Origin of the sequence: Butyricicoccus sp. AM27-36 (assembly GCF_003480945.1) — a bacterium.
GTDB lineage: Bacteria > Bacillota > Clostridia > Oscillospirales > Butyricicoccaceae > Agathobaculum > Agathobaculum butyriciproducens.
The window spans coordinates 224150-238560 of record NZ_QUJR01000004.1 but is presented as its reverse complement, the minus strand read 5'-3'; the positions used below and the strand labels follow the sequence as shown (position 1 = coordinate 238560).

The window sequence follows — 14411 nt, the reverse complement described above, 5'->3', positions numbered from 1 at the left end:
GCACCACGCAGGCCGTTTCTTTTTTAGAAAGGAGGCCCTTCTATGGCAACCACACGCATCATGCCCCTGCATATCGGGAAGGGGCGCACTGAGAGCCGAGCAATCAGCGATATTATTGATTATGTGGCAAATCCGCAAAAGACTGACAACGGAAAACTAATTACCGGCTATGGCTGTGACAGCCGGACCGCCGATGCAGAGTTTCTGCTGGCGAAGCGGCAGTATATCGCCGCCACCGGGCGGGTGCGCGGGGCGGACGATGTGATCGCTTACCATGTGCGCCAGTCATTCAAACCCGGTGAAATCACGCCGGAAGAAGCCAACCGTCTGGGTGTAGAATTTGCCAAGCGGTTTACCAAGGGCAATCATGCCTTTGTGGTCTGCACCCACATAGACAAGTCGCACATTCATAATCACATTATCTGGTCATCGGTCAGCTTAGAATATGACCGGAAATTCCGAAACTTTTGGGGCAGCACCAAGGCGGTTCGCCGGTTAAGTGATACCATCTGCATTGAAAACGGACTGTCCATTGTAGAGAATCCCAAGCCCCACGGAAAAAGCTACAACAAATGGTTGGGCGATCAGGCCAAGCCCTCCCATCGGGAGCAGCTGCGGGTGATGATTGACCATGCGCTGGAGCAGAAACCGGCGGACTTTGATGCGCTGTTGAAACTGCTTACAGAAATGGGCTGCGAAGTATCTCGGCGCGGGAAAGCAATCCGGCTCAAAGCTCCCGGCTGGAAGAATGTAGCCCGCATGGATGATAAGCTGGGGGCCGGGTACAGTGAAGCAGAAATCCGTGCGGTGCTGGCCGGTGAAAAACAGCATACGCCCCGTAAAAATTCCGCCGTGCAGCCGGAGCCGCCCAAGGTCAATCTGCTGGTGGACATTCAGGCAAAATTGCAGGCTGGAAAAGGTGCTGGCTATGCTCGATGGGCTAAAGTTTTTAATCTGAAACAAATGGCGCAGACCATGAATTACCTGTCAGAGAACAATTTGCTAGAGTATGCGGTTTTGGAAGAAAAGGCTACGGCTGCCACGGCACATCACAATGAACTTTCGGCGCAGATCAAAGCGGCTGAAAAGCGCATGGCAGAGATCGCTGTTTTGCGTACTCACATCGTAAATTATGCCAAGACTCGTGAGGTCTATGTGGCATACCGCAAGGCGGGTTACTCTAAGAAATTCCGGGAAGAACATGAGGAAGAAATTCTGCTCCACCAGGCTGCTAAGAATGCCTTTGATGAGATGGGCGTCAAGAAGCTTCCAAAGGTCAAAGAGTTGCAGACGGAGTACGCGAAATTGCTGGAAGAAAAGAAAAAGACCTATGCCGAGTACCGGCGTTCCCGTGAGGAAATGCGGGAGCTTTTAACGGCAAAGGCAAATGTAGATCGAGTGCTGAAAATGGAGGTAGAGCAGGATGTTGAAAAAGAAAAAGACCACGGCCAGCGGTAAGCTGGTCCTGGTCAAAAGCGTTCGCAGAACGCGCAGCCACAGAATGAAATTCTGTGTTCAAAGGGGCTTGGGGGCGCTGCCCTCAACAAGCAAGCGGAGAGGAAAATCACGGAGGGATTTTCTTCCCTGCGGGCCTGTGTGTATTAACACAGGCATTGCTTGCCAGTTTTGTTTGAGGTGCTACCCATACGGGAAGTGTCTACCCTAAAAGTGCGTTCTTGTTAAGCCCGCCGTGAAATGCTACCCTTAACATGAATACACTGAAAGGATAACCACCATGAAAGATATAGAAATCGGGCCTATTCGTCCACCTTCTGAAAGTAACAGCCTGCTAATCCGGGTCACAAGGGGATGCCATTGGAACAAGTGCTATTTCTGCGGGCTTTATAAATCCATGCGCTTCTCCATGCGCCCCATCGATGAAACCATCGAAGATATTAGGCGGCAGGCCCAGCTTAACCGGGGGAAAAAGATTACTTCCTGCTTCTTGCAGGACGGGGATGCCCTGGTGCTGAAAACAGATTATCTGCTCCGTATCTTGGAAGCGATCAATCAGAGCTTTCCTGATATGCAGTACATCACTTCTTATGCCCGCGCTGATAGTATCACCCGGAAAAGTCCGGCAGAGCTAAAGGCGCTCCGGCAAGCGGGCCTAAACCATCTTTACAGCGGAATGGAAACCGGCTCGGATCAGATACTGAAACTTATCAACAAAGGTTTTGACGCGGATATTGTTGTCCGAAGCGGCTGCATGGCAAAAGAAGCGGACATGATCTTGTCGGAGTTCATATTGCTGGGGATCGGCGGCAAGGAGCTGTCTGAAGAAAATGCTGCTCAAACAGCAAAGGCGCTGAATATCATCCAGCCAGATTTTATCCGTGTCCATGCCACGGGTATTAAGCCGGAGTCCAAGCTGGGCGAGTTTGTCAGGAATGGCTCTTTTGCTCTGCAATCGGAGGAAGAAATCGTTGTAGAGCAAAAGCTATTCTTACAACAGCTACATGAGATGGACAGTTACTATGTGAATGAACACATCGTCAATCTGCTTCTGGAGATCAGAGGAAATCTGCGGACGGAGAAACAGGAAATGCTTTCTACGATTGACCGCTTTCTGACCCTGCCACCGGATGAAAGGCTTTTGTTTGCTGTCGGCAGGCGGCTCAATATCTTCTTCCGCTTGGACGATCTGAAAAAGCCGAAGCTGCATCAAAAGGCCGGGGAAAGCCTGCAACAGATTTTAAGTAAGAATCCCCATGTGGACTTTGCCGCGCTGTGCAATTACGTCCGGCAGTCACAAATTTAGAGCAGAAAATATACGCTGGGCATAGCCGCTTTTCGTCAGCTATGCCCAGCATTTTATTTGCGGCTTTGACAGCATGGCGGCTGCACATCCAGGCCGTCCAGATAGCTGTTTCCCCATTGGCACATCGCGTCCAGAATGGGGACGATGCTCTGTCCAAATGGGGTAAGAGAATATATCGTCTTAGGCGGCTTTTCTGGAATTACTTCACGATGAATCATGCCGTTGTTTTCCAGATCGTGAAGCTGCTGCGAAAGCATCTTCGGCGTGGCGTTTGGAATCAGCCGCTGTAACTCCATATAGTGTAATGGATGGTCAATCAGATGCCAGAGGATCAACGGCTTATACTTGCCGCCGATCAAAGAAAGGGTTGCCTCCACGGGGCAGTTAAACTGATTGGTTTGACATTTCATAGAATGGTTCTCCTTTCCCGCAAGGTGCTATCTTTTTGGGAAGTATCTTCCGAAAAAGTGCATTCTTGCGGTTTTGTGTTCAAGTGCTACAATTAGGTCAATGGTTGATTTGATATGCTCAAAAAAAAAATACTGAAAGGACTATATATTATGGATTTTATCACGATTGCAAAGCAGCGTATGTCGGTACGCGATTACAAGGAAACGAAGGTAGAGCCTGAGAAGCTGGAGCAGATTCTGGAGGCTGCTCATGTGGCCCCGACCGCTGCCAACCTTCAGCCGATTCGCCTGATTGCCGTTCAGAGCGAGGAAGGTCTTGCAAAGATCAGTAAAGCGGCCAATATCTACGGTGCGCCCCTGGCTATTATTGTTTGCGCCGATCACGATAAGGCGTGGGTACGGCCTTTCGATCAGAAGCAGACCGGTGACATTGACGCCTCCATCCTGACCGACCACATGATGCTCCAGGCCACAGAGCTGGGCCTTGGAACGGTGTGGGTATGCTACTTCAAGCCCGATGTTCTGCACAAGGAATTTGACCTCCCGGCCAACCTGGAGCCGGTCAACATTCTGGTTGTCGGCTATTCCGATGAAGGAACCGGCGACCCCAATCGCTTCAATAAGCAGCGCATCCCGATGAGCCAGTTGGTTTCCTACGAAACGCTGTAATGGAATACCCGCGCAGCCCCTGCAAAACAGCACAGGGGCTGCGTTTTTATCTTTCTGAAATATGAGCGTAGGTTTCTTCAAGAATCCACCGGATATGTTCGTCCTGCAAGGAATAAATCACGTTTTTCCCGGCCTTGCGTGATTGCACTAACCGGACAATCCGAAGCGCACGAAGCTGGTGGGATATGGCCGATTCTGTGACCTCCATCTTTTGTGCCAGTTCGCTGACGCAGGAATCTTTCTGCATCAGATACCAAAGTATCCGCATCCGTGTGTAATCGCCCATCGCTTTGTGAAGCTCGGTTAATTGTTCCAATTCGCCGGGGCTTGGAACGGAAAAAGTTGTTTTCTCTGTTTCGTTCATGTATTTTTCTCCAATCTATAATGAAGCTGTTTGACAGACAAGAATTATGTCAGTATCATAGTCACAGGAAGGAGCTGATTTTTATGCCGCATTACAATCTGCCCCACAACCACGGACAGAATATTGAAAAAGTCTTAAATAAGATGCCCTCTGCGGAAGGGTTTAAGGATATATCATTTTTATTTCAGCAGCTTGGCGATCCGACCCGGCTGCGGATTCTATGGCTGCTGTGCCATTGTGAAGAATGTGTATGTAATCTCGCGGCGGCTGTGGATATGAGCGCCCCTGCTGTGTCACATCATCTGCGGATATTAAAAAAGAGCGGAATCATTTCAAGCCGCAGGGACGGAAAAGAAGTTTATTATTCGCTGTCGGACACGCCGCAGGCAAAGCTCCTGCATCATGCCATAGATGCGTTGTTTGAAATATCATGCCCGACTGAACAATAAGGAAATGCGCCGCAGCGTGTGAAAGTTGCGGCGCATTTCTATTGCGCTTAACCCTGATTTGTGCTGCCCGCAGGCATATCCGGCAGCTTGACCCGCATGGCGCGGATGGCATTGAGAATCGCAATAATGGAAACGCCTACATCCGCGAACACCGCCGCCCACATATTCGCATAGCCCAGCGCACCTAAAATCAGAACCAGGAATTTAACGCCCAGAGCAAACACAATGTTCTGATTTGCGATGCGAATCGTCTTACGGGCGATCTTCATAACAGCGGCAATTTTGGACGGTTCATCCGTCATAAGAACAACGTCAGCAGCTTCAATGGCAGCATCGGAACCCAATCCGCCCATAGCAATACCGACATCGGCCCGCGCCAGTACGGGAGCGTCATTGATACCGTCCCCAACAAAGGCCAGCATACCTTTTTCGCTTTTCTGCTTCAGCAGGCTTTCCACACGATCAACCTTATCAGCCGGGAGTAGTTCGGTATAAACCTGATCCAGATGAAGCTGTCCAGCGACTTTCTTTCCAACGGCGTCTGCGTCGCCGGTCAGCATGACCGTTTTGCGGATACCGGCAGATTTCAGCAGCTTGATTGCGGCTGGAGCATCGGCCTTGATCTCGTCCTCAATGACGATACATCCAGCGTATTTCCCGTCACAGGCCAGATAGACCACGGTGCCGACAGCGGAGGACGGCGTGTACTTAATATGCTCCTTCTCCATCAGCTTGGTGTTTCCTGCCAGAATCGTTTTCCCATCAATCACGGCCTGTACGCCGTGACCGGCAATTTCCTGAACATCGGAAACCCGGCTGTTGTCGATTTTCTCTCCATAGGCGTTCTTAATCGAAAGAGAAATCGGGTGGTTGGAGTAGTCCTCAGCGTATGCGGCCAGCTCCAAAAGCTGCGCTTCCTCCATGCCGACAGGGTGGATCTCGCTGACCGCAAAGGAGCCTTTTGTCAGTGTGCCGGTCTTATCAAAGACCACGACCTCGGTATTTGCCAGGGCCTCCAGATAGTTGCTGCCCTTTACCAGAACACCGATCTTGGATGCGCCGCCGATGCCTCCGAAGAAACTAAGCGGAATGGAAATGACCAGCGCACAGGGGCAGGAAATCACCAGGAAGGTCAAGGCCCGGTAAATCCAAGTGCTGAATGGCTGCTGGGTAATCAGCGGCGGCAGGATCGCCAGCGCCAGAGCAGCGAATACCACTACCGGGGTATAATACCTGGCAAAGCGCGTGATGAAATTCTCAATACGGCCCTTCTTATCGCTTGCGTTTTCTACAAGGTCAAGGATTTTGGCTACGGTGGATTCCCCAAATTCCTTTGTGGTCTGGATGTTCAGGATACCGGTCTGGTTGATACAACCGCTGATGACCTCCATTCCCGGCTCCACCTCGCGGGGCATGGATTCTCCGGTCAGGGCCGAAGTGTCCAAGGTGGAAAAGCCTTTGAGAATCGTACCGTCCAGCGGGATGCGCTCTCCCGGTTTCACAACAATGGTTTCTCCGATCTGAACCTCATCCGGGTCAACCTGAACCAGCTTTCCATCCCTTTCGATGTTGGCATAGTCCGGGCGAATGTCCATCAGGCTTGCGATAGATTTTCTGGACTTGGACACCGCATAGGACTGGAACCATTCGCCCACCTGATAAAACAGCATAACGGCAACGCCCTCGGAATGTTCGCCCAAAATGAGTGCGCCGATGGTGGCAATCGTCATCAGGAAATTTTCGTCAAACACCTGTCCATGCAGAATGTTCGTGATTGCCTTCCAGACAATATCCCAACCGACAACCACATAGCAGACGAGAAAGACCGCCATCTCCGCCAATTCAGGGAGGTGGAGCAAGCTGCCTGCAAGAAACAGCACCGCCGCCACGATAATGCGTGTGAGCAAGTGCCTTTGTTTTCGTGTCATAGTGTATTCTCCTTTCGTTGCAGCATAAAGCGTGTCACGCTTTTTCTGTCTATTGATGAAAAACACCGGCTACCGTGTGGCAGCCGGTGTCCAGCTTTTCATTACGCCTTAACAGTCACATCCGGCTCGATCTGCTTAATCAGCGCCTTTGCTTCGGCCAGAACAGCGTCAAACTGATCGTCCGGCGCTTCCAGAACCATCTTCTGACCCAGGAAGTTGACGGATACGCTGGTCACACCGTCGATCTTCTTCACGGCGTTCTGGATTTTGTCAGCACAATGGCCGCAGTCCAGGTCAAGCAGTTTAATGGTCTTTTTCATGGAGAAAGCCCCCTTTCATTTTGGTATTTGGTTGGTTTGATATGGATGAACAATTAAAAGGTTGTTTAATCGTTCATGCTGCCAGTATATTCACGAAGCCCCTCAAAGTCAATGGATTTGGGAGCGATTCTGCCCTTTGGATTGGAAAACATGCTGATTGGATTTCCAGCAAAAACCTCATTTCTCTTTGGATAAAAAAAGCTCCACTTTGGAGCGGACAAAGGAGAAGCAGGATAAGTATAATGAAAAACGGTCAAAGACCTTGTGCGTAAACTTTATGTTCGGGGCTTTAGCATCTTTCCCCCAAGGTGCCAAACGCCCCTTTTCATAACGGTATTTAGTTCCCTACGGGGGAGGGGTACTCGCACAAATCTTCATAAGAAAGAAGGGATAATTTTGCAAAAGGAGCAATTTGACATTACGGGTATGACTTGCTCGGCCTGCTCTACCAGAGTGGAAAAGAGCGTGGCAAAGCTACCTGGCATCAAAGAAGTATCCGTCAACCTGTTAAAAAACAGCATGGTTGCTTCTTATGATGAATCCGTTTTGGATACGGCGGGAATCGTCCAGGCCGTTGAAAAGGCCGGTTATGGCGCGATTCCCAAAGCCTCCGCACAAAACAAGAGCCGAACGACCACACCGGCAGCAAAACCGGAGGTCAGTACGGCACAGGCAGAATACAAGCAGATGAAACAGCGGCTGCTGCTTTCTGCACTTTTTACGATCCCGCTGTTTTATATTTCTATGGGTCACATGATGGGGTGGCCGCTCCCCAGCTCCTTGCTGGGGATGGAAAATGCAATCAGCTTTGCATTTACCCAATTCCTGCTGCTGATCCCGGTGGTGTTTATCAACTTCAAATATTACCGGATGGGATTCAAGACCCTGTTCCACGGCTCGCCTAACATGGATTCGCTGATTGCGATAGGCTCCAGCGCCGCAATCGTTTATGGCATTTACGCCGTTTACAAAATCGGCATCGGATTCGGTCATGGGGATATGGCTACGGTTCACAGCTTTATGATGGATTTGTATTTTGAATCCGCAGGCATGATCCTGACCCTTATCACCTTGGGCAAAACCCTGGAGGCCCGCGCAAAGGGTAAGACTTCGGACGCAATCACAAAGCTGATGAATCTGGCTCCCAAAACGGCTACCGTGGAGCGGGACGGAAAAGAGCTTCAGGTGCCGGTGGAAGAAGTGCAGTTGGGCGAAACCCTGATTGTCAAGGCCGGTGAATCTGTGCCGGTAGATGGTATTGTCATAGAGGGCTTTTCCTCCGTTGATGAATCTGCCCTGACCGGCGAGAGCATCCCCGTGGAGAAGCATATCGGGGACAAAGTGATCGGTGCGACCACAAGTAAGTCCGGCTATTTCAAGATGCAGGCCACCAAGGTGGGCGATGATACCACGCTGGCACAGATTGTCCGGCTGGTGGATGAAGCGACCAGCTCCAAGGCCCCTATTGCGAAACTGGCTGATAAGGTCAGCGGCGTGTTTGTGCCGGTAGTTATCAGCATCGCGCTGATCGCGGTTGTTGTCTGGCTGCTGTTGGGATATGGCTTTGAATTTGCCCTGTCTATCGGCATTTCCGTTCTGGTCATTTCCTGCCCCTGTGCGCTGGGCCTTGCAACGCCTACGGCCATTATGGTCGGAACCGGAAAGGGCGCAAGCAACGGTATCCTGATTAAATCGGCGGAGGCCCTGGAAACGGCCCATAGCATTGATACGGTTGTGCTGGATAAGACCGGCACAATTACTCAGGGTACGCCCGTAGTGACAAATATGCTCTGCAAAGAGGGCGTTCCACAAAAGGAGCTGCTGCAAATCGCCGCTTCGCTAGAAAAAATGTCCGAGCATCCGCTGGCGGACGCGATTGTGGCGGAGGCCGAAAAAGCAGACCTTTCCTTCCTTCCGGTGGACGGTTTCAAGCAGATTCCCGGTCAGGGCCTTGTGGGGCAGATTGGAAACGAAACGTGCCTTGCCGGAAACCGCCGACTGATGGCAGCAAATGGCATCAATGGCGACGCACTCCTTCAGTTGGGTGAGAAAATGGCCGTTGACGGGAAAACACCTCTGTTCTTTGCCCGTGGTGGTCAGTTTATTGGTGTTATTGCCGTGGCGGATGTAGTCAAGCCCACCAGCAAGCAGGCCATAGCGGAATTGACCGGCATGGGCATTGAGGTGGTCATGCTGACCGGCGACAATGCAAAGACCGCAGAAGCGATTCGGCGTCAGGTCGGCGTGGATCGTGTTGTGGCAGAGGTATTCCCCCAGGATAAGGAGAAGGAGATCCGCCGTTTGCAGAGCGCCGGGAAGAAAGTGGCGATGGTCGGTGACGGTATCAACGATGCTCCGGCCCTTGCCAGAGCGGACGTTGGTATCGCTATCGGAGCCGGAACGGATGTGGCGATTGAGTCAGCGGATATTGTTTTGATGAAAAGCGATCTGCTGGATGTGTCTACGGCAATCCAGCTTAGTAAGGCGGTTATCCGCAACATCAAGCAAAATCTGTTTTGGGCGTTTATCTACAACATCATCGGTATCCCGGTGGCGGCAGGCGTGTTCTATCTGCCCTTTGCGTTGAAGCTGAACCCCATGATCGGCGCTTTTGCTATGAGCTTTAGTTCGGTATTCGTGGTATCCAATGCCCTGCGTCTGCGGTGGTTCAAGGCGAAGCATCAGGCCAATACAGAACTGGATTCAGACCCTATGTACGAACAGACAACAGTAAAAGAAGAACGAAAAGGAGCAATTCACATGGAAAAAGTATTGAACATCGAAGGTATGGTTTGCGGAATGTGTGTGAAACACGTTGATAAGGCGCTGCGGGACATCCAGGGCATCAAGGATGTGGCCGTTCACCTGGAGAGCAAGTCGGCCCAGGTGCAGCTTGACCAGGATGTGCCGGATGCTGTGTTGAAAGCTGCTATCGAGGACGCTGGCTATCAGCTCGTCAGTATCCAGTAACGGGCCGTTTATGAAGGCCAAGAAAGGCGATATTGTTCACAAGTTAAAAATCGCCAGAGGACAAATTGACGGTATCCTGCAAATGGTTGAGGAAAATCGCTATTGCGTGGATATTTCCAATCAGCTTCTTGCTACACAGGCGTTATTAAAAAGCGCCAATCAGCAGATTTTGCAAGCCCATATACGAAGCTGCGTCCGGGAGGCCCTGCAAACGGACGCCGTAAATCCAAAACTTGAGGAAGCCCTGAAACTACTGGAAAAAATGATACAGTAACAACGGGAGCGGAAAGGGCCTTATGTCCTTTCCGCTCCTAAATTCGTTTCAGATTGGATTGTAAATCCTGCGGTTGGGAGCGTACAAAGAAGCCCGGATTTTATATACTTTAAGTGGTTAGTTAGATATGGCTAATCCAGCAAGGCACGTCACTGGCGCGCTTTGCTGGATACCTCGAAATTAAAATAGACCAGGAGGAATAGAGTGATGAAACAGGCACTTGACACAAGAACAAAGCTCTTAACAAAAAGCCCCTGGCCGCTGATGATTGAACTTAGCATCCCTGCGGTTCTTGGCATGGTGGTCGTTGGGCTTTATAACATGATGGATTCCATCTTTGTCGGCCAGATGGTCGGTGACGTGCAGATGGGAGCCATATCGGTATCCTATCCCTTGACGCTTATCAATGCCGGTTCAGCGGCCATGCTGGGCGTGGGTTCTGCATCGGTACTGTCCCGCGCTATCGGCAAGAAGGATGAAAACACAATTAAGAAGATCATGGGCAACCTGGTTGCTATGGTTCTTCTGCTGTCCGTTATCTATACAGTGGTAGGCATGGTGTTCACCCGCCAGCTTTTGTCCCTGACCGGAGCCAGCGACAACATTTTGAATTATGCGGAAAAATATCTACGGATTATCTTTGCCGGTTCCTTGTTTGTAAACTTTTTTCAAAGTGCAAACATGGTCATTCGCGGAGAAGGCCAGCTTAAAAAGGCAATGACGATTATTGCCAGCGGCGCTATTTTGAATATCATTCTTGACCCTATTTTTATCAGTATCCTGAATCCCTACGGTATGGGCATTGAGGCGGCTGCTTATGCAACGATTTTCTCCCAGTTTGTCCAGGCTGCAATTACGCTGTGGTATTTCAAGAAAAAAAGTCCTCATGTGAAGATTGGGCGCATCCGCATTGACGGAGAACTGCTTCCCCAGGTTCTTTCTGTCGGGGTATCTGCTCTGTTGATGCAGATTCTGACCTTGGTACAGCAGACAGTGATCTATCGTGTGGCATCGAACTATGGCGGGGAAACTTCACAGCTTCTTTTAGGTGCGGCGCTCCGCTTCTGGAATTTCTCTTTCGTTCCTCTGTGGGGGATCAGTCAGGGATTCCAGCCTGCCGCCGGTACAAACTATGGTGCAAAGGACTATGACCGGGTAAAGACGCTGACCAGGGTTTTTATTACTGCTGCAACGCTGCTGTCGCTGGTGTTCTATATTCCTGCCGAGCTGTTTCCAGAGAAGATTTTATCCATGTTCCTGACAACGCCGGGTATCGCGGCATCGGGTGCAACCAACTTCCGTATCATGTTCAGCACTTATGTCCTGCAAGGCAGCTTTATGATTGCCGTAACCCTGTTCCAGTCTTTGGGCAAGGCGAAAAAGGCAACTTGGCTGGTGCTGTTCCGCCAGATTATTCTGTTTATTCCTCTCTGCGTGGTTCTTCCGATGATCGGCGGCATGGGTATTCGTGGCGTATGGCTGGCGATTGCTCTGACAGATGCAATTCTGGTGGTTATTACCGTTTCTATGATGCTTTATGAGTTTGGCAAGCTGCCGGAGACTTCTTCCGTAAATCGGTGAGGAGGGAGCGTTCATGTATCTTTGCGATGGAAAAATAGGAAATGAATATAAAGTTGAGGATATTGATCTGCCTGTCAATATAGAAAAGCGTTTGGAGGCCCTTGGGATGACCCGTGGAACCTCTATCGCTGTTCTGAACAGCAAAAGTCGGGGTGTCCTGATTGTGAAAGTCAGGGGAACACGCTTTGCACTTGGGCGCAATATCACAAAGAATATTTTAGTGGGGTAAATTCCGATGAGAGAAAATTTGACTATCGGCTTCATCGGAAATCCGAACTGCGGAAAGACAACACTTTTCAATGCTTACACCGGTGCAAATCTGAAAGTGGCAAACTGGCCAGGTGTAACCGTTGAGAAAGTAGAGGGTGCCATTAAAGACCATGATCTGAATATTCGACTGGTCGATCTTCCTGGCACTTACAGCCTGACCTCCTACACAATGGAAGAACAGGTATCCAGACAGTTTATACTAAGCGATGAAGTCGATGTGATTATTGATGTTGCGGACGCTTCCGCTCTGGAGCGAAACCTATACTTAACTTTGCAGCTTTTGGAGCTGGGCAAGCCGGTTGTGCTGGCGCTGAACATGATGGACATTGTGGAAAAGCGCGGCATGGAGATTGACACACACAGACTGCCGGAAATGCTGGGCATCCCGGTCATTCCAGTTTCAGCCAGAAAACGGACAGGACTGGATGTGCTGCTTCATGCAGCCGCGCACCATAAAGACTGTAAAGATCCGGAGTGTCTGATTCATCATCATAAATATACTCCAAAACACCGGCACGACCACCATTCAGAATACGCAATGGTTTACAGTGATGCTATTGAGGACAAGATTGATCTTATCATGGCAGAGCTGAAGCGGAAATATCCGAACCTGTCCAATTACCGCTGGCACGCCATTAAGCTGCTGGAGCAGGATAAGGAAATCTCTGCACGTTATCCGGTCAATATGCCGGATGTGATCGACCGGAACTATGAATCCGACATTATCAATGAGAAGTATGATTTTATCGAGGAAATCATCAGGGAGGTTCTGGTCAATAAGGACCGTCAAGATGCTTTGACGGAAAAGGTAGACCGTGTATTGACGCATAAGTTTTGGAGCATCCCGATTTTCCTCGTTGTCATGGCGGCGGTGTTCTTCCTGACCTTTACCATTGGCGATTGGCTGAAAGGATTCCTGGAATTAGGAATTGAGAGCCTGTCGGCATTGATAAGCGATGGACTGATTGCTGTCGGGGTCAATGAAGTGCTGCGCTCCCTGCTGGTAGACGGCATCATCGCCGGTGTGGGCGGTATCCTGACTTTCCTGCCGAACATTTTCATTCTGTTTCTGGCATTGGCTTTTCTGGAGGACAGCGGATACATGGCCCGTGTTGCGTATGTCATGGAAGGGATTATGAGCAAGCTGGGACTTTCCGGACGGGCATTTATCCCCATGATTTTGGGATTTGGCTGCACTGTTCCGGCAATCATGGCTTCACGGTCTTTGGAAAACCGGCGTGACCGTTTTAAGGTCATGTTGATTACGCCCTTTATGAGTTGCAGCGCCCGTCTACCAATCTACATCTTGTTTGCCGAGATGTTCTTTCAGGAACGCGCCATGCTCGTGGCCTATTCCATGTACCTGATCGGCCTGGTGGTCGCTATCCTGGTAGCGGCGATCATCCATTTGATTGACCGGAGAAAATCGGAAAATTATCTGCTGATTGAGCTGCCGGAATATAAGGCCCCCAGCGCCAGAACTGTGGCAATCTATGTATGGGAAAAGGTAAAGGACTACCTTACCAAGGCAGGTACTACTATCTTTGTAGCATCTATCCTCATGTGGGTGATCCTGAACTTTGGGCCGCATGGCTATACTACGGAAATGGCAGACAGCTTCGGGGCTATCCTGGGCCATTGGCTTGTACCGATCTTTGCACCGATTGGACTGGGATTCTGGCAGATAGCGGTTGCTCTGATAGCTGGCATCTCTGCAAAAGAGGTTGTGGTGTCCAGTTGTGCCGTTCTGTTTGGGATTCCCAATATCAACTCCGGCGCGGGAATGGATACATTGGTCGGCATCCTGGGTGCAGCCGGTTTTGGACAGCTCAATGCGTTTTGCCTGATGATTTTCTGCCTGCTTTACGTTCCCTGTGCAGCGGCCCTGGCTACAATTCGCAAGGAATCCGGCAGTACAAGGTGGATGCTGTTCTCGGCCCTGTTCCAGTTGGTTGTGGCCTGGGCTGTTACTTTTGTGGTTTATCGTGTTGGACTTTTGCTGTGAGGTATGAATATGACGTTTGGAAAAGTGCTTCGTTCAGCGGCCATTTTATCAGTGGTCGCATTTGGACTTTGGATTTTGAAAAGAGGATCGGAGACCCAAAGCTAATAAGTTGTGAGTTTCCAGTCAGAAAGGAGTTTTAGATGCTTGTTACTGGTATAATCCTTATCGGGATTGTTTTCTATGCAATATGGGCTGTGCGAAAAATCCATAAGAACCGCAAAAATGGTTCTTGTTGTAGCGGCAGTTGTTCCGGTTGTGTAGGAAAGGAATATTGCAGCAAATAAAATCCCACATATAGCCGATGTTTTCCGTTTTGGAGGGCATCGGCTTTTTCGTATATTTGCACATTCGGCAGGGCTGCACTATAATAGAATTTGCTTTCTGATTGGATTGCACATCCTGCCGATTGG

The 14411-nt window shown here is 50.1% G+C and carries 14 protein-coding genes; 10 read left to right on the top strand and 4 right to left on the bottom strand.

Annotation, left to right across the window (positions count from 1 at the left end; translation table 11 throughout):
• Nucleotides 1–42 precede the first annotated feature (42 nt).
• Nucleotides 43–1458: a relaxase/mobilization nuclease domain-containing protein gene (locus tag DW724_RS07700; protein WP_118667181.1), complete on the top strand. Its 1416-nt coding sequence runs from the start codon at nt 43–45 to the stop codon at nt 1456–1458.
• Between the two features lie 277 nt (nt 1459–1735).
• Entirely contained in the window at nt 1736–2761 is a 1026-nt protein-coding gene (locus tag DW724_RS07690; protein WP_118667179.1) for a radical SAM protein, read from the top strand.
• A 53-nt stretch (nt 2762–2814) separates the two neighbouring features.
• Here DW724_RS07690 and DW724_RS07685 read toward each other — a convergent pair whose 3' ends face one another.
• A complete protein-coding gene (locus tag DW724_RS07685; RefSeq protein ID WP_118667178.1) occupies nt 2815–3171 on the bottom strand; it encodes a winged helix-turn-helix transcriptional regulator in 357 nt (118 codons plus the stop codon).
• A gap of 150 nt (nt 3172–3321) precedes the next feature.
• On the opposite strand from DW724_RS07685, the gene DW724_RS07680 reads away from it, so the two are divergent.
• Nucleotides 3322–3840: a nitroreductase family protein gene (locus DW724_RS07680; protein ID WP_005342292.1), complete on the top strand. Its 519-nt coding sequence runs from the start codon at nt 3322–3324 to the stop codon at nt 3838–3840.
• 46 nt (nt 3841–3886) lie between these two features.
• On the opposite strand, the gene DW724_RS07675 is transcribed toward DW724_RS07680, so the two are convergent.
• The gene (locus tag DW724_RS07675; protein ID WP_005342293.1) at nt 3887–4204 is read right to left on the bottom strand and encodes an ArsR/SmtB family transcription factor; all 318 of its coding nucleotides are present in this window, start codon (nt 4202–4204) and stop codon (nt 3887–3889) included.
• An 83-nt stretch (nt 4205–4287) separates the two neighbouring features.
• Between DW724_RS07675 and DW724_RS07670 the strand changes: the two genes are divergently transcribed.
• On the top strand, nt 4288–4653 hold the full coding sequence (locus tag DW724_RS07670) for an ArsR/SmtB family transcription factor (protein ID WP_005342296.1): 366 nt from the start codon (nt 4288–4290) through the stop codon (nt 4651–4653).
• Nucleotides 4654–4700: 47 nt separating this feature from the next.
• Here DW724_RS07670 and DW724_RS07665 read toward each other — a convergent pair whose 3' ends face one another.
• Both DW724_RS07665 and DW724_RS07660 read right to left on the bottom strand, forming a co-directional pair.
• The gene (locus DW724_RS07665) at nt 4701–6581 is read right to left on the bottom strand and encodes a heavy metal translocating P-type ATPase (protein ID WP_025580743.1); all 1881 of its coding nucleotides are present in this window, start codon (nt 6579–6581) and stop codon (nt 4701–4703) included.
• 101 nt (nt 6582–6682) lie between these two features.
• Entirely contained in the window at nt 6683–6901 is a 219-nt protein-coding gene (locus DW724_RS07660; protein ID WP_005342301.1) for a heavy-metal-associated domain-containing protein, read from the bottom strand.
• Between the two features lie 390 nt (nt 6902–7291).
• On the opposite strand from DW724_RS07660, the gene DW724_RS07655 reads away from it, so the two are divergent.
• From DW724_RS07655 to DW724_RS07630, 6 genes are all read left to right on the top strand, one after another.
• Nucleotides 7292–9871: a heavy metal translocating P-type ATPase gene (locus DW724_RS07655; RefSeq protein WP_199693315.1), complete on the top strand. Its 2580-nt coding sequence runs from the start codon at nt 7292–7294 to the stop codon at nt 9869–9871.
• A gap of 10 nt (nt 9872–9881) precedes the next feature.
• A complete protein-coding gene (locus DW724_RS07650; RefSeq protein ID WP_025580748.1) occupies nt 9882–10145 on the top strand; it encodes a metal-sensing transcriptional repressor in 264 nt (87 codons plus the stop codon).
• Between the two features lie 207 nt (nt 10146–10352).
• Nucleotides 10353–11726, top strand: coding sequence for an MATE family efflux transporter (locus DW724_RS07645; protein ID WP_025580749.1), 1374 nt, complete (start codon nt 10353–10355; stop codon nt 11724–11726).
• A 13-nt stretch (nt 11727–11739) separates the two neighbouring features.
• The gene (locus DW724_RS07640) at nt 11740–11955 is read left to right on the top strand and encodes a FeoA family protein (RefSeq protein ID WP_002576189.1); all 216 of its coding nucleotides are present in this window, start codon (nt 11740–11742) and stop codon (nt 11953–11955) included.
• Nucleotides 11956–11961: 6 nt separating this feature from the next.
• Complete coding sequence (gene feoB / locus DW724_RS07635; RefSeq protein ID WP_118667176.1) at nt 11962–14001, top strand: ferrous iron transport protein B; 2040 nt, start codon at nt 11962–11964, stop codon at nt 13999–14001.
• Nucleotides 14002–14141: 140 nt separating this feature from the next.
• Nucleotides 14142–14285 (top strand): FeoB-associated Cys-rich membrane protein, encoded by a 144-nt coding sequence (locus tag DW724_RS07630; protein WP_080637114.1) that lies wholly within the window; start codon nt 14142–14144, stop codon nt 14283–14285.
• Nucleotides 14286–14411: the final 126 nt, after the last annotated feature.